The sequence below is a fragment of the Agrobacterium sp. RC10-4-1 genome (assembly GCF_014138475.1).
Lineage (GTDB): Bacteria > Pseudomonadota > Alphaproteobacteria > Rhizobiales > Rhizobiaceae > Agrobacterium > Agrobacterium pusense.
Map to the genome: position 1 here is coordinate 1 of NZ_JACJIT010000012.1, position 14786 is coordinate 14786.

General features: G+C 57.0%; 16 protein-coding genes. 4 read left to right on the plus strand and 12 right to left on the minus strand.

The window, feature by feature from the left end:
• Nucleotides 1-343: hypothetical protein (locus tag FHW77_RS26625; protein ID WP_210277076.1), on the plus strand; the 343-nt coding region annotated here is incomplete at its 5' end.
• 26 nt (nucleotides 344-369) lie between these two features.
• Here FHW77_RS26625 and FHW77_RS24905 read toward each other — a convergent pair.
• The 12 genes from FHW77_RS24905 to tssH all read right to left on the minus strand — a co-directional run bounded on the left by FHW77_RS24905 (nucleotide 370) and on the right by tssH (nucleotide 11335).
• A complete protein-coding gene (locus tag FHW77_RS24905; RefSeq protein ID WP_182590918.1) occupies nucleotides 370-819 on the minus strand; it encodes a hypothetical protein in 450 nt (149 codons plus the stop codon).
• Between the two features lie 2 nt (nucleotides 820-821).
• Complete coding sequence (locus FHW77_RS24910; RefSeq protein WP_173615054.1) at nucleotides 822-1370, minus strand: hypothetical protein; 549 nt, start codon at nucleotides 1368-1370, stop codon at nucleotides 822-824.
• Nucleotides 1367-2584 carry a hypothetical protein gene (locus tag FHW77_RS24915; RefSeq protein ID WP_286086157.1) on the minus strand — a complete coding sequence of 406 codons (1218 nt, stop codon included), beginning with the start codon at nucleotides 2582-2584 and terminating at the stop codon, nucleotides 1367-1369. Before FHW77_RS24915 ends, FHW77_RS24910 begins: the two co-directional genes overlap by 4 nt.
• A 1-nt stretch (nucleotide 2585) precedes the next feature.
• The gene (locus FHW77_RS24920; protein ID WP_173615056.1) at nucleotides 2586-2963 is read right to left on the minus strand and encodes a PAAR domain-containing protein; all 378 of its coding nucleotides are present in this window, start codon (nucleotides 2961-2963) and stop codon (nucleotides 2586-2588) included.
• Between the two features lie 16 nt (nucleotides 2964-2979).
• On the minus strand, nucleotides 2980-3513 hold the full coding sequence (locus tag FHW77_RS24925; protein WP_286086158.1) for a hypothetical protein: 534 nt from the start codon (nucleotides 3511-3513) through the stop codon (nucleotides 2980-2982).
• A 6-nt stretch (nucleotides 3514-3519) separates the two neighbouring features.
• A complete protein-coding gene (locus FHW77_RS24930) occupies nucleotides 3520-4485 on the minus strand; it encodes a hypothetical protein (RefSeq protein ID WP_182590920.1) in 966 nt (321 codons plus the stop codon).
• Nucleotides 4482-4910, minus strand: a complete 429-nt coding sequence (locus FHW77_RS24935; protein WP_182590921.1) for a hypothetical protein — start codon at nucleotides 4908-4910, stop codon at nucleotides 4482-4484. The genes FHW77_RS24930 and FHW77_RS24935 overlap by 4 nt, the downstream gene beginning before the upstream one ends.
• 44 nt (nucleotides 4911-4954) lie before the next feature.
• Complete coding sequence (tssI, locus tag FHW77_RS24940) at nucleotides 4955-7108, minus strand: type VI secretion system tip protein TssI/VgrG (RefSeq protein ID WP_174150024.1); 2154 nt, start codon at nucleotides 7106-7108, stop codon at nucleotides 4955-4957.
• 13 nt (nucleotides 7109-7121) lie between these two features.
• Nucleotides 7122-7622 carry a type VI secretion system amidase effector protein Tae4 gene (locus tag FHW77_RS24945; RefSeq protein ID WP_174150025.1) on the minus strand — a complete coding sequence of 167 codons (501 nt, stop codon included), beginning with the start codon at nucleotides 7620-7622 and terminating at the stop codon, nucleotides 7122-7124.
• An 11-nt stretch (nucleotides 7623-7633) separates the two neighbouring features.
• Complete coding sequence (locus FHW77_RS24950) at nucleotides 7634-8023, minus strand: Rap1a/Tai family immunity protein (protein ID WP_182590922.1); 390 nt, start codon at nucleotides 8021-8023, stop codon at nucleotides 7634-7636.
• Nucleotides 8024-8131: 108 nt separating this feature from the next.
• Nucleotides 8132-8608, minus strand: a complete 477-nt coding sequence (locus FHW77_RS24955) for an Hcp family type VI secretion system effector (protein WP_004431488.1) — start codon at nucleotides 8606-8608, stop codon at nucleotides 8132-8134.
• A gap of 57 nt (nucleotides 8609-8665) precedes the next feature.
• Nucleotides 8666-11335, minus strand: a complete 2670-nt coding sequence (tssH, locus tag FHW77_RS24960; protein WP_182590923.1) for a type VI secretion system ATPase TssH — start codon at nucleotides 11333-11335, stop codon at nucleotides 8666-8668.
• A 221-nt stretch (nucleotides 11336-11556) separates the two neighbouring features.
• Here tssH and tssA point away from each other — a divergent pair, with 221 nt between their 5' ends.
• From tssA to tssC, 3 genes are all read left to right on the plus strand, one after another.
• On the plus strand, nucleotides 11557-12612 hold the full coding sequence (gene tssA, locus FHW77_RS24965; protein WP_182590924.1) for a type VI secretion system protein TssA: 1056 nt from the start codon (nucleotides 11557-11559) through the stop codon (nucleotides 12610-12612).
• Between the two features lie 65 nt (nucleotides 12613-12677).
• Complete coding sequence (tssB, locus tag FHW77_RS24970; protein ID WP_010973761.1) at nucleotides 12678-13187, plus strand: type VI secretion system contractile sheath small subunit; 510 nt, start codon at nucleotides 12678-12680, stop codon at nucleotides 13185-13187.
• Between the two features lie 96 nt (nucleotides 13188-13283).
• Entirely contained in the window at nucleotides 13284-14765 is a 1482-nt protein-coding gene (tssC, locus tag FHW77_RS24975; protein ID WP_182590925.1) for a type VI secretion system contractile sheath large subunit, read from the plus strand.
• Nucleotides 14766-14786: the final 21 nt, after the last annotated feature.

Consider the following 14786-nt stretch of genomic DNA (forward strand, 5'->3'; position numbering starts at 1 on the left):
TTCTTCTGTAAAACGATTGCGCTTCATTCCCTGGTCCTCTCATTGGGCCAGACCTTACTTCAAAATGGATTATTTCAACGGGGCAAGGTCACTTGGTCTAAAATTGACGTGCCTGCGTATTGCGCTGCGGTTGCGCGTGGCCACGCGGGCTGTTCAAAGCCACCTCGACGTTCAGCGGATACAAATTCCTCTTCTGGCTCGGCAAATCTGCAAGATGCGCTTAAACGCTGAACTCGAGGTCCAAATTGTTGACCTTCGCGATCGCATTCGTTCCGCTCTTGGTGTAGATGACCTAGGTACCGGCCAGCGAACACATTCCCAGACCCTTCCCGTACATCCGTGATCAGCCCTCAGTGGGGTCATCCGCCATTACCCGATGGTATAGTTCGATGCTACGCCGCGAAGATGTGTGACCGTCGCTTGCGACAAAACACCACTGCCAAGGTACTCAGCAAAGCTGTATGAGAAAATATCACTTCGTTCTATCGCCTGGACCAGATTGGTATCACCAAAGACAACGAAGTATTCGTGATCCTCCGGCGCCCAGATCCAGAGATCATGAGCTGAAAAATGGATCAGAAGGCTATAGGGCGAATTTTCAAACAGTGCATCAAGCATCAACCCGACCGGTTGCGGTGCAAAACGGCGCGGAAGCTGACCGAACTCGTAAGCAGCGAAATCAATCTCGTCACTACTGATACGCGCGGCGACAAGAGCGATTTCCTCCTCGCTCGGAAATTCGGGGTAAATCCTCGCCGCGAAATTTCTGTTTCGAATCGCCAGATGGTCCAGCGTGCAATCTTTTCCAATGAAGTCCATAATTAAACCCCAGGTCCGTCATTATACCGAATCTCGGTCTGACGACCGTTTGGCCTACGTATCTGCAACGTCGGACGACCGTCAGAGCTTCCCGGACGGACAGTAACTTTGCTGCCGTCTTCCAGTTCCCCCGTGCGGCCCGGCCCGTATTGGGTTTCGATACCTTTCTCCTTGTCCGGTTTCAAGGAATCGAAGTCGCGTTCGGCTTCCGCCATACCGCCATCCTTTTCGCCGTGTTTTGTCTTGCCCTTGGTCTGTTGACTGACGCCCGCTTCATCTTCCAGTTCCTCTTGCCGCTTCTTCTGTTCTTCCGCCTTTGCCGAATCGCAGTTCCCAGTGCAGCTTCCCGCCTCGCCATCGGCGGGTTCAGAATGGCTCTCATTGTACATCTTGTAGAGTTCGTAGCCTTCATAGGCCAGCATGGCGAGGCCGATTGCTGCACCAACTGGCCCAAGAAAACCGAGCGCGGCGCGGGCACCGAGCCTCGTTGCTACGCCTGCAGCCGCACGGCCAAGCAGAACCTCCCCGCCAGCAGCAGCCACGGCAGTCATGCACCCCCCCGTTCTTTCGCCGCATTCGCCATCAGCCGCATCATTTCATCCAGCCGAGCGTCAGGATTGCGGCCTTTGAGGTTCTGGCGAATATCAGGTGCTTCGATGAAGCGCCCGTTGCTTGCGCTCATAAGGTAGGTCCACTGAAAGAATCCGCGCTCGGTTTTCAACCCGTAAATTCGTGCCTGTGTTTCATATCGTTCCATGAATATGAGCGCCTCGCGCTCGTCCATGCCTTGTAGCAAGTGCGGCGCGGACCTTTGAAAGGCCGCCACTCGGCGGCGACGCGCGGCGACCATTCGCGATGCACTGATGGCCTCAATATTCTCAGGAGTCAGGCGCAACATGCCGCCTTGCGCGACGACATCAACTGGTCGATGAGCGCGCTTGATGCTCCCACCCCATGCCTCGGACGGAGCGAAGTAGATTTCTTCGGCCGGGCCCATGAGGCGCACCACCTGTTGCGGCGAGAGCGCCGGCAACACCTGCATCATGACATTCGGGTCGGCATGGCGGAAAACAACAATTTCGCTACGCCCCCGCGCCTCTTCAAGATCAAGGGCGAACGATGCCCCTTCTTGCGCATCGCCAGCTGCCAAGGAGATATCTCCGGCGTCTCCGGAAACCGAACCGCTCAATCCCGCGAGCGCGTCTCGCTCAAGCGGCAGAAGGATACGGTTAATACCACGAAGATGCCTGTAGATTGTTTCCTCAGAAAGGGCGCGATCACCGACCCAGAATACCACAGCCGGCCTGTCTGCGATAAGCTCGAGCAGGGCCTCTATTCTGCTCTTTACCCGCCCAGGCAAATTGATCTCGTCGGCTGGCATCAAGCCGCGGCCACTTTCATCACCATTGGCCACTGCTTTCGCCATGTCATTCGACAATTTCGCTGCCAGCGCCTGCAGTTCCTCGTCGCTTGGCTCCGCCGTCTCGACCAAGCTATCCGGCCCACTTGAGACCGGCGGCGAAAGACTAAGTGAAACGAGCCACGGCCCGCCGAGCACGATTGCGGAATTGGAACCAGCCGACCGATAGAGCGGCCTGTGGCACAAACCAGCCGCCGAAAGATCCGCTGTTAGGTTACCGAAGAGAGCTCCGTCCAGCACCGCATAGATTCGCCTGTCGCAACTGTCCGCAATCCGAGAGAGGCGTTTCAGATAAACCTGACCGACCGCTGGCACCTCCGCTCCGTCGTTAAGCTGACTCTGCATCTTATCCTCTAACCGTCGGAACGGACCGCGCGGCCATGCTTGTCTGGCACGAGGTGGCATCACTGCCGCCCTTTGGCTCACGGTCGCCGATGTAGACGTCGGTCGAACCGGTTTGCGCATTGCCGCCACAGTCAATCGCATCGCCTACTCGACCGGCCCGCTTGCCGTTGATGAAGACGGTGGATGCTCCAGCCGCCAAAGCCCGCGGATGTGAGGGCTTCGGGCAGGATGGGCAGCCATGCGGCAAATAGGCATCCCCGACGCGCATCAGCGGCCGACCATTCACATAGACATTATTACTACCACCGGTCGCCGGTGTGGGTGGAAAATGGCAGGAATGGGAGGAACCTATATCGGCGCGGCGATGAGCTTTGGGCATCGGCTGTATCCCCTTTTCAGCGCGCCTGAAGCATGGCGCGTGTCAGTAACCCAAGCCGTGCTCCCTGCGGCGGGACAAACGATCCAGGGAGCCGTTCGGGCTTCGAGGCCAAGGCGAGCGCAACGGCAAAATCGTCATCCTCGGTGCGCAGAAGCGCACTCAGATCTACCGGAACAATAGCGGGATTGAGCATAAGGGCAGCAAAATCGCTGCCGATTTCAGGGTCGATCTGCCAATGCAAACTTTTGCCGCGTCCTGCGACCTCGGAAAAGGTGACATCCCCCTGACACCACGACAAAGCGGAGCAGCCCACCGGTGTCCAGCCTTGGCCATCGCACAGCATTCTCCATCTGTCGGCAGGGAATTGTGCTAGATTTGCCAACAGCTCATGTTGGGTTCTTATCGCTTTCAGAGCTATGTCACGGCTTGAGCCACCCGCATTGAGCATGCGTACATAGGTATTTTTCCACTGGCGCTCGGTGGAATGGAGCTCTAGCCAAATTCCCGCCGGATTCGACCCGTCGTCAAATTTCACTGGCTTTGATACCATGCGGCCTCACCTCCCCTCATAGAATATATGTTGCTTGTCCATAGGTACCCAAGGCATGAACGGGTTACTGTCAGGGGAACGCGCACCCGAATAGAATTTCTCGGTCATTTCTACCGACCTCTGCAGTGCATAGCCGGAATCAGGGAAACCGTATTTAGCGGGATTTATCTGCATGTCCCTAGTGATCGAGTTGATGATACGGTCCTGTTCCGCAATACGATCAAGCTGCTTTTGATAGGTATATTCTTCCGACTTCCATTCACGGAAAAATGGATGAACGTTGTAGGCTTGGAAAGGGTATTCCTCGCGTTTTGACCGGGACAACTCGTTCCACAACGAGTACCATTTTTTAACTCGCCAAAAGCCCATCATGGAACCCAGGGACGCGCCAACCAAGGTAGCCTCGGTTTTGACATTGAGGGCCGTCGCCCCTTTGAAAAGATTGCGGGCGTCGGCAAGGTAATATGTCCCGACCCCTATTGCCGCATCAACAGACGCCCCTGAGACCCACCCCATGGTGTAATCCAGATCGTTGATACAAAACGGTTTGAGAGCGCTCATTCCGTTCTGTTGCGCAGCAAGAAAACGATAAATTTTTTCAGCGGAATCATACTGGTCGCCCGCTGTCGGGATGTCCGATATGTCCTTTGCGGTTTTCATATCCTCTATCGTCTTGAGTTGTTCGGAAGCACCGCCGCCCTGACCGATCCTCATCGACTGCCCTCCGCCGCGTTCAACGCGCTTAGCGGCATTGGACATGCCATAACCTGCTGAGAGGCCGGCCCCGTAGAACGAGGCGACACAGGCGCACAGGTTCTCCCGGCCGAACAACAAAAAGGTGTGCGCACCAAGAATCAGCGATGCGCCACTGTCATAACCAATCAGCCATGACTGGGATTTGGTATGTGCCAATCCAGCCCAGGAGTCGGGAGTTTTCAAGTCGTTGCCATAGGGAAATGCGCTGTCGCTCATTGCTCCGCCTGACCGTATTTGAATGGCACATAGGGTACGAACGGTTTCGACGGATCGAAGTTCTGCTGTCCCGGGTAAAGAAGGCAATAGAGCTTCTGTTTGTAAACGACCGCCAGTGGATAACACGCGTCCTTCTTGGCCATGCCGCCCGCGCCACATTGCTGGAGCCCCTCCAGAACCTCCATCGCTCGGCACTTTTCGTCCCTACAGTCGTAGTCCCTGATGTCCTCATAACCTTTAGAATAGAAAATGCGCGTTTTCGTATAGCTGTCTAACGGACCAAGACGGGCCGCAAGCCCTGCATAGGCTCGGTCAACATCCTGCTTCTCTCCGATATTGAAGGTGGATGGCGTATCCGATGTGAAGGCGAATTTGGCCGGATCGGTTTCGCATTCAAGTGCAAAGGAAAAAGAGCTGGAGGCCATAAGGATCACACATGCCGGGGCCAGGATTCTCATCATATTGCTTCTCAATTCAAATCTATCCTTCCGCCATTGACGACAACACGCTGTTCGCCATTGATCTCGATCTCTGCAAAGTCGAGAAAGAGCTTCGTACCGCTCAACGTGACAGTTCCATCCTCATGCATCAAAACATTGGCCTTTCCGCAAGTCAGGTGTAATTCGCCGCCGCTATGTACGGTCGCGCTGTTTTGCGCAGATAGCGACATTGTGTCGTTGCTCATGAGATTGACACGCGTTCCTGCATTGACGCTGTAGGACATACCGACATTGGTAGCCATTCCGGCCCCTACGTTGACGGCTTTGAACACACCCACGCTTTCAGTATTGTTCTTCTCGACGATGACGGACATATTGCCCTCGCCAGGATTGAGAAGCCCTGGGAAACCGAGGTTCTTTGCAACGTCGCCAATCCCGCTCACAAGCGAATTCAGCACCGAATTCACGACCCTTCCGATCCCGCTCGGCCCAACTGTAACCATCATATTGCCACCAATAACCTCGTGGTGGTTGTTGCGAACTTCGATCGACTTATTGTGGCCAACCGACTGGACCCAGTTATTATCAATCCGTTCGCTGTGATTGTTTCGGATTTTTTCATTGCGGTCTTTCTGGGCGTGAATGTAAATTTCCTCGCGGCCATTCTCGTCTTCGAAAGTGAGTTCGTTGAAGCCCGAACCTTTGTGCGTGTTAGTCCGGAATGTACTCTTGGTCTTGTTGGCAGGGAGGTCATAAGGCACCGTCTGACGCGCATTCGGCACCACGCCGGTTACCAGTGGCCGGTCCGGATCGCCATCGACAAAGGCAACCATCACTTCCATGCCAATGCGGGGGATGATCTGACCGCCCCAGGTGGAGCCCGCCCAGTTCTGTGCTACTCGCACCCAGCACGTATCCGTGCCATCCTTCTTCGCCTTGCGATCCCAAGGGAACCACAGCTTGATTCGGCCATATTGATCCGGATGGATTTCCTCACCCTCGGGGCCAGCGACGATCGCCACCTGCGTGCCTTCGATGCGTGGGCGCTTCGTTGTCCGGTGCGGCGTCAGCGGCACGCGGGACGGAATCGCCTCGAAGTGGTTGCGATACTCAGGTTCGTTACTGTTTGTCTCATAGGAGAGATCGACAATGCTGTGGCTTGCCCTGATGATAACGTGTTCTTCATAGGCATGTTCGGGATGGGCGACCTCGTAAGGCGTAAAGCGACGGCCGGCTTCGAGAATGCGTGAGGTCGAGGACCCGAATACCCGGTCGTGGTCGGCCTCGATCGCCTGGGTGCGCAGTTTCTGCGCCCGCTCCGCCTCCTCCACTGTCCTGATGCGAGCCGGATATTCGTAAAGCTCGCGCTTCATCGCATCCGGCATTTGCACCAGTGATGGCGTCATCGTGCCCGGCACCATGCCCGGCGTCTCGAAATTCCAGTCCGCACCCGCCCGCTGGCCGGAGACATAGGAGAACCGCCGCGCCCAGTCATTGATGTGGTTGCGATCCGACGAACCCTGCGCCAGACGCACCGTCCCCTCACCCTGCGCGGCCGGCGACGGCCCGAGCCAGCCGCTGGCGCTATCGGCCACATGCAGCTTGTGGCTGCCATCCTCGTGGCTGAACCAGTAGAACAGGCCATCCTCTTCGAAACGGCGGGTGAGATAATCCAGATCGGTCTCGTTAAACTGCACGCTGTAGTGCTGCGCAGGAGGCGGCGAAATGATGCCTGACGTATCGGGTGCAGGAATGCCGTGTTCTGAAAACAGCGTCTCGACGACATCCAGTGCCGTCTTGTCCATCCAGATACGGCAGTCGGAACGCCGTGACAGCAACCACATCTGCGGCCGGATAGTCATGGCGTAAGAGCGCAAACCACGCGTGATTGGTGGGCCTTCGTGCAGCTCCGTCACTAGGCCGTTAAAGGGACGGCGGACGCCGCCGCCCTCACCCTCGCCCTGGCTGATTTCGACCGAGACATCGACCAGCCGCCCGATCAATTCCTCGGGCTTAACCGCTTCCTTCTTGGCACGCACCGTCAGGCGAATGTCAAAGAGCTGCGACACGCCTTCCTCGACGGTCAGACGCTCCGGCAGAAGCTGATCCTCGCCAAGGGGCGACTTGACCTTGAGGACGCGGCTTGCCTGAACGAAATCAGAAAGTGACGACTGGTCGTCCATGGAACACTCCTAATCAGGACCCGCGGCTGGACTGAAGTGGCCAGAACCAGATCGTTTCCGAATTGTAGTAGCAGGCCGATGCGCATTGGGTCGCCTCTGATCCGCCCCGCACAAGATCGATATGGCCGCCGCCGGTGTAACCAGGGATATTGTTGAACGCCACAACACCGTTACGCGCACCGATGCCATTACGCGCCGTCGCAGGTGTAAACGGCTCCGGCTCGCCGAGATAGCTCGTCCGTTTCATCAGATTTGCGAGGCGGCGCATGTTCACCTCTATGCCCTTGCCCGCATAGGGACCTTTCTGGATGCGATGCGAGGCCGGCACGATGTTGATTCCCGATTTCACGAAAGCGATACTAACGCGGATGGCGCAGGTATTGTGATAGTTCGGGTTGCCGATGAAATCGTCCCAGCCGATTTCCGTGAAAAGATCACGCTGGCTGACATAGTTCGGGTGCGACGGGTCGCTGCTCGGATAATTATTATAAAGGGTGTCAAAGTTAACGCGCATGATTCGTCCCACTAGTTACTTTTCTGCTCACAGGGAAAGGAGACCTTGAGCGCCTCCTGCACGAGAGTGGCTGCCTGTTCATCTAGTTTTTCCGCAGGAAGATCGCCGAGATAGGTGTAGATTCGGTCGGTGAGTTCATGTGGCGCCACGGCGCCTGCACCACACCAGTCCGATCCGCTCGTCAGATCGGCCACGCCGGCGATATAGGCGCTCGATTTTGCAACTGAAACCAGCCGCCGCATTTCCGGATCAGACACCTCCGGGGCAAGCTTCCCCTCGATGGCCTGCTTGAGTTCGGCACCAGAGAATATCCATGTCCGTTCCGCCGCACCGACCGGCGAAAGACCGGACGATGCCAGAACAACCGGCACGGAAACAAAAAACGCATGTAGGGAGCGCATCAAAAAACCGCCTCGACCAAAGTCGACGTGAAACATCACGACGTGAGCTGCAAAACTGCAAGGAAAACGTTCCGGTGCCGGCAACGCCGGCACCGGGTCGCGTCACGATCAGGCAGCCTTCGTCGTCGCCAGATCGTAGGAGGCGATCATCGGAGACTGCGGCGAGTTGTTGTCGTCGAACGGCGTGTACTTCACTTCCATCTTCGTGAAGTTGAGCTTGACGGTTTCCACCGGACGGTCACCGCTGGAATCCACCGAGTAGCTGGCGATAAGCGTGTTTGTCAGCAGATATTCGATATAGGTGTTGCCCGGATTACCCGTGGTCACCAGATGAATGGTCGCGAGCTTGCCGGTCCGGCCGGCGCAGGCTTCCTGGAAAAGCTTGGTGGAAGAAGAATCGCTAACCTTGGTCAGAATGACTTCCGAAATGGTCGGTTCGGATGCCTCGCGGTTTGCAGCAGAACCAGCAGAGGTGTTCATGTTGCGGGCCACGTTCCAGTGAATGGCTTCAATATCCATCCACTTGCGATGTTCTTCATGAGTGGCGTCGCCCTGGATACCGTCAATCTGCAGATAAATTGGCATGCTGTAAGCTCCTGTAGCTAAAATGACCTCTTGCTCCGAGGCCGAGTTACCCTTCGTTTAATGCCGCATGCGTCGAGTAGCCCCATCCGACGCGGCAACTTTATCCACCCCAACCTCTTCGGTTACGGCGAATTCATCTGCTTCCCCAGCCTCTTCGGCACGAATGCCGAACCCGTTTTCACCAAAATCGACAACAATCTTCCCGACACGCTCTCCCGCGATGACCTTTTCGAGGAAAAAGCTGGAAAGCGGCGGCAGGAGGTCCTTGCCGATCATGATTTCAATGGCGCGTGCGCCAATCTCACTTGCACCGGCGCGCGCCACCAAGGCGTCTCGCGCCGCATTGGACAGAGCCAGGCCGGTGCCATATGTTGCGAGCACACGTTCCCTGATCTTGCCAATCTGCATATCCACGATCCTTGCAAGCGCCTCCGTACCAAGCGGCATGAAAGGTAGAATGATCGTGCGCCCGAGGAACGCGGGCTTGAACTGTTTGGTAAGCTCCGGCATCAGAAGCGCTTCGAGCGCTTCGCCTTCCGGCATCGTGTCGGGATCGGCCGACAGCGCCGAGAGCAACTCCGAGCCTGTATTGGCCGTCATGAAGATGGTGGTGTTCTTGAAATCCACGTCGCGGCCTTCGCCATCGCGCAACACGCCCTTGTCAAACACCTGATAGAAAATATCCTGGACGCCGGGATGAGCCTTGTCGATCTCATCCAAGAGCAGAACGCCGAACGGCCGGCGGCGCACCGCTTCCGTCAACACGCCGCCTTCGCCGAAACCGACGTAACCGGGCGGCGAACCGAGAAGCAGCGAAACCTTATGCTCTTCCTTGAACTCCGACATGTTGATTGTCGTCAGATGACTGTTGCCGCCGTAGAGCATATCGGCAAGCGACAGCGCGGTTTCTGTCTTTCCCGTTCCGGACATGCCGACAAGGAAAAAAACGGCCGGCGGGCGGCGCGGATCGGATAATCCGGCCCGCGCCGTGCGCATAGCATCGGCGATCCGGGCAATTGCAGCATCCTGCCCGACCACGCGCTGCCGCATCCGCGCATCGAGTGTCCGGGCACTTTCGATCTGGTCCGCCAGAAGTTTGCCGAGTGGAATTCCGGTCCATCGCGAAACGACGGCGGCGATCGCCTCACGATCAACAACTGTCGGGACAAGTCTTTCGGCATTTGCCGGTCTCGTCTCGACCGCAGGCCGCAGGGGCGAGACATTGGAAACATCGCCTTCAACCGGCTGGTCTTCGCTTAGCTGAGCCATCTCCGCGTCGTAACGGCTGCGCAGATCATCGATCCCGCTCTCAAGCTTTTCGACTTCGCCGCGTATCGACTGAATACGGCTGTCAATCTCATCATCCTGCGGTTCACGCAGAAGCCAGTTCAACTCATCGGTGAGAAGGCGCCGTTCGCTTTCCATAGCGCGCAGCCGCTCCGGCAGGGTCTGCCGTGCCAGTGAGACGGCGGCCGCGGCCGTATCGAGAAGGCTGACGGCCTTGTCCGGCAACTGACGCGCGGGCATGTAGCGTGCGGATAATTGCACCGCGGCCACGATCGCCTCGTCACGAACGACAACGTTGTGATGGCAAACGAAGCTGTCAGCGACACCGCGCAACATGCGTATGGCGGTCTTCTCATCCGGCTCGCGCACGTGCACAGGTTGGAAACGGCGGGTTAGCGCCGCATCCTTTTCGAAATATTTCTTGTATTCGCTCCAGGTCGTCGCCGCGACAGTGCGCACTTCACCGCGCGCCAGAGCGGGCTTGAGAATATTGGCCGCATCGCCCTGCCCGGCCGCACCACCCGCACCAACGAGGCCGTGGGCTTCATCGATGAACAGGATGACCGGTTCGGCCGAACGTTTGACCGCATCGATCACGCCATGAAGGCGGCGCTCAAACTCACCCTTCACGCCGGCACCGGCCTGAAGCAGCGAAATATCGAGGTTCAGCAGGCGGACATTGCGCAACTTTTCCGGAACGTTGCCAGACGCGATTTCCAGCGCCAGCGCCTCTGCAACCGCCGTTTTGCCAACGCCCGCCTCACCTACCAGGATGGGATTGTTCTGTCGGCGGCGCGTAAGAATATCTACGAGCTGGCGCAACTCGTCATCGCGGCCGATAACAGGGTCAACCTTGCCATTGCGGGCATCTGCGGTCATGTCCTGGGTGTAAAGGCGCAAGAAATCACTCTGGCCAGCAGACTGTCCGGTCCCTGCCTGCCCTGAGCCTGCCAACGCGGACGGAACATCCAAGCCTGCGCCGTTTTCGGTTGAGCTGCGAAGACGCTCTAGCGAGGTGCGATCCATCGCCTTGAGAGAGGGAAATGCCGAACGGACATAAGAGCGAAGTGAGGTTTCCTCATCCATCGCCAACAGCAGATCGCAAAGCGTGACACGGTCGCGGCCAGCCTCCAGCGATGCGAGAATCCACGCCTCCCGGGTCGCCGTGAGGATGTTCTGGGAGAGCGATAAAGCCTCTCCGTCGCCGATGATGGCCTCCTCCAGACTGCGGCTGATTTCAGCCTGCAATACCGGAAGTGGAATTTTTAATTCTTCGAACGTTTTCGCGTAGATGCCGGAATCCACAACCGCAAGCAGCCAATGCGGGATATCCACGTATCGGTGCCCCATGCGCACCGCAACAGAAGCCGCAGCCTCAAGGGTAATGCGCAGGTCTGGCTCAAGCGCTCCAACAAGGCGGTTGAGATCGATATGCGACATGCAAATGAGCCTCCTGCCCGGGTTCATTCCACAACGTTACGTGGAGTAAATATGATGATGAAACCAACTTGTCCACCCCGAAGTTGATTTTTTGTCAGGTGAGATTAACCACTAGACGCCACAATTTAGACACATTTTGAATAAGTCTGTCGTATGAATAGCCTTACGTAAGGGAAGTAACTACAAAAAATCCATTACTATTTCTCGGAGATAGACTGACGTTGACTGCGCCAAACGTTAAGACAGATATAGACTTTTCGAATGATTGCGGAGAAAATATCCGAGTCAATGCAAGAACGCGTGAAATATACTATAGAATTAAGGACGAAAGAAACCAGGCTCGTACAGAAGAGCGCGCCGCTTCTCCGCAGGATAACCTGAAAATATCCAGTAGCTGGGATAATGTCAGCAATCTTGGATTGCAGATTATATATTCGGAAAGCAGGGATGTAGAAATATTGGCGTGGCTTGCGGAAGCATCGCTGCGCTTGCGTGGCTTCCATGGTCTGCGCGAAATCTACGATCTCGGAAAAGAGCTATTTTACAACCACTGGGACTCGCTGCGGTCGATCAGCGACGATAACGACGAAGAAAAATTTGCACCTTTAGCGGGACTTAACGGTGTCGGCAGCGAAGGAACTCTTGTTCAGCCTTTGCGCCTCGCCTCATTGATCCCGGGCGGCAAATTTGGCGAACACAGCCTCTGGGACTTTCAACTCGCGCAGCGCCCAAATGAGAGCAAACGTCGCGAAGAGCTATATCGGCTTGCATCTGAAACTGGCGTTGCGGCGATGTCATCCCAGTTGGCAGAGGTAACTGCGTGCCTCTCCTCGTTTGATGCCATCATGTCCATCCTTGCCGAGCGCTGCGGGCAATCCGCACCCCCGAGTTCCCATATCCGCAACACGCTTGTCGAAGCAGCGTCTGCAATTCGCTCGCTCGGCGGGCGTGACCAGGAGCCGGCACCCGTCGTACAGGAGCCTGTGGGCATCAGCGGTTCAGACGAGAGCGGCCTGGCGCCCGCGCGTCCCGCCGTGCCCGCACCGGAAGGCATATTGTCGCGCGACGAAGCATTTGAAACTCTTCTCTCGGTTGCGCGTTACTTCCGCCGTACCGAGCCGCATTCACCGATCTCCCTTGCCATAGAGACACTGGTGCGCAGGGGACGCATGGATTTTTCGGAACTGCTGGCCGAGCTTTTGCCGGAAGCCCAGGTCCGCAACGCGGTCTTAACCGCCGCCGGCATCAAGCCAAGCGGAGAGAGCAACGGAAAATAGGAAGCACGGAGCGCGACGCCGCTCCGTAACAGTCGTCTGTGCCAGGGGGCACCAAGGAGGTTGAAATGGCAAGTGTACATGAGAAGCTGGAGCGTGTTCGCAAACCACGCGTTCATATCAAATACGAAGTCGAAACCGAAGGCGCGATGGTGGTCAAGGAGCTGCCTTTCGTGGTCGGTGTACTCGGTGATTTCTCCGGCAATCCCACCCAGCCGCTCAAGCCGTTCGGGGAGCGGAAATTCGTTCAGATCGACCGCGACAATTTCGACGAAGTCATGCGGCGCATGACGCCCGGTCTCAATATTTCCGTTGCCAATACGCTACAGAAAGATGGCACGGACATGCAGGTCAACCTGAAGTTCGAAAGTATGGATGATTTCGAACCCGGCGCTGTCGTGCAGCAGGTCCCGGCGCTCAAGGCGCTTCTGGATGCCCGCAATGAACTGCGCGACCTTCTTTCCAAGGCCGACCGTTCGGAAGATCTGGAGCGGATGCTGGAGGATATTTTGCAAAACAAGACCGACCTCGCAACGCTGGTTTCCGAACTCAAGGAAAAGAACGGCGCGAGCGAATAATCGCCTGTGCGGAGGAAAACCTCCTCGAACGGCCCCGCCTGGGGCTTCCAACTGTTCAAGCGGCATTTGCAAGGCCGCATGTGGAAGGACTGAAACATGAGCGCTGAGAGCCTGCTGAAAAATGAAGCACAGGCAACGACCGCCGAAGATCAGGGACTGCTGTCCAAGGTGGTTGCCGCTACCCGCCAAACCGAACCGGACCGCGCGCAGAACCTCCTGCGTACGCTGACCGATCAGGCACTGAAGGGGACGGTAAAATATGACCGCAACCTCACCGTCACCCTTAACCACGCGATCGCGGAGCTGGACCGCACGATTTCCGAACAGCTCGCCGCTATCATGCAGGCACCCGAATTCACCAAGCTTGAGGGCACATGGCGTGGGTTGAACTATCTCGTCAAGAACTCCGAAACGAGCGTCAATCTCAAAATCCGCGTCATGAATGCCGGCAAGCGTGAACTGGCGCGCGATCTCGAAAAAGCCGTCGAATTCGATCAGTCCCGCCTCTTCAAGGCGATTTATGAAGACGAATTCGGCACCCCCGGCGGCGAACCGCTCGGTGCCATCATCGGCGATTACGAATTCGACAATTCCTTCGATGACGTCCAGCTGCTGCAAGGCTTATCATCGATCGCGGCGGCATCCTTCGCGCCCTTCATCTCGGCTGCCAGCCCGCACATGTTCGGTTTCGAGGACTATCGCGATCTCGCCCGACCGCGCGATCTGGAGAAGATTTTCGACACGGTCGAATATGCCAAGTGGCGCAGCTTCCGCGAAAGCGACGATTCCCGTTTCGTCACTCTCGCTCTTCCGCGTGTGCTGGCGCGTATGCCCTATGGCCCAAAAACCAACCCGATCGATGACTTCGCCTACGACGAAACCACGGGTGCGGTGAATGGTGACCTTGAACATGACGAATACTGCTGGATGAACGCCGCATACGTGATGGGCACCAAGCTGACCGATGCCTTCGCAAAAAGCGGCTGGTGCACGGCTATCCGTGGGGCTGAAAACGGCGGCAAGGTCGAGAACCTGCCCATGCATGTCTTCTCCAGCGATGACGGCGACCTCGATCTGAAATGCCCGACCGAAGTCGGCATTACCGACCGCCGCGACGCCGAACTCGGCAAACTCGGCTTCCTGCCGCTCTGCCACTACAAGAACACCGACTATGCGGTGTTTTTCGGCGCCCAGACCGCACACAAGCCGAAGCTCTACGACAAGCCGGAAGCAACGGCCAACGCCGCCGTTTCGGCCCGCCTGCCCTACATCATGGCGACGTCGCGTTTCGCGCATTATCTCAAGGTCATGGGTCGCGACAAGATCGGCTCCTTCATGGAAGCGTCCGATTGCGAAGTCTGGCTCAATCGCTGGATCGCCAACTATGTCAACGCCAATGACGAGGCGGGTGAGGAAAGCCGCGCCAAGTATCCGCTGCGCGATGCCAAGGTGACCGTGCAGGAAGTGCCCGGCAAACCCGGCGCCTACAATGCGGTCGCATGGATGCGGCCCTGGTTGCAGATGGAAGAACTGACGACCTCGCTTCGCATGGTCGCCCGTATTCCGTCGAAGAACTGAGCCTGGTCCGGGGTGCTCCGC

Excerpts from the sequence above, each read along its gene's own strand:
- FHW77_RS24915 (WP_286086157.1), bottom strand. The coding sequence starts at position 2,584 with ATGCAGAGTCAGCTTAACGACGGAGCGGAGGTGCCAGCGGTCGGTCAG.
- FHW77_RS24920 (WP_173615056.1), bottom strand. The coding sequence starts at position 2,963 with ATGCCCAAAGCTCATCGCCGCGCCGATATAGGTTCCTCCCATTCCTGC.
- FHW77_RS24945 (WP_174150025.1), bottom strand. The coding sequence starts at position 7,622 with ATGCGCGTTAACTTTGACACCCTTTATAATAATTATCCGAGCAGCGAC.
- tssC (WP_182590925.1), top strand. The coding sequence starts at position 13,284 with ATGAGCGCTGAGAGCCTGCTGAAAAATGAAGCACAGGCAACGACCGCC.
- tssB (WP_010973761.1), top strand. The coding sequence starts at position 12,678 with ATGGCAAGTGTACATGAGAAGCTGGAGCGTGTTCGCAAACCACGCGTT.
- FHW77_RS24905 (WP_182590918.1), bottom strand. The coding sequence starts at position 819 with ATGGACTTCATTGGAAAAGATTGCACGCTGGACCATCTGGCGATTCGA.
- tssI (WP_174150024.1), bottom strand. The coding sequence starts at position 7,108 with ATGGACGACCAGTCGTCACTTTCTGATTTCGTTCAGGCAAGCCGCGTC.
- FHW77_RS24950 (WP_182590922.1), bottom strand. The coding sequence starts at position 8,023 with ATGCGCTCCCTACATGCGTTTTTTGTTTCCGTGCCGGTTGTTCTGGCA.
- FHW77_RS24935 (WP_182590921.1), bottom strand. The coding sequence starts at position 4,910 with ATGGCCTCCAGCTCTTTTTCCTTTGCACTTGAATGCGAAACCGATCCG.
- tssH (WP_182590923.1), bottom strand. The coding sequence starts at position 11,335 with ATGTCGCATATCGATCTCAACCGCCTTGTTGGAGCGCTTGAGCCAGAC.
- FHW77_RS24925 (WP_286086158.1), bottom strand. The coding sequence starts at position 3,513 with ATGGTATCAAAGCCAGTGAAATTTGACGACGGGTCGAATCCGGCGGGA.
- FHW77_RS24955 (WP_004431488.1), bottom strand. The coding sequence starts at position 8,608 with ATGCCAATTTATCTGCAGATTGACGGTATCCAGGGCGACGCCACTCAT.
- FHW77_RS24910 (WP_173615054.1), bottom strand. The coding sequence starts at position 1,370 with ATGACTGCCGTGGCTGCTGCTGGCGGGGAGGTTCTGCTTGGCCGTGCG.
- FHW77_RS24930 (WP_182590920.1), bottom strand. The coding sequence starts at position 4,485 with ATGAGCGACAGCGCATTTCCCTATGGCAACGACTTGAAAACTCCCGAC.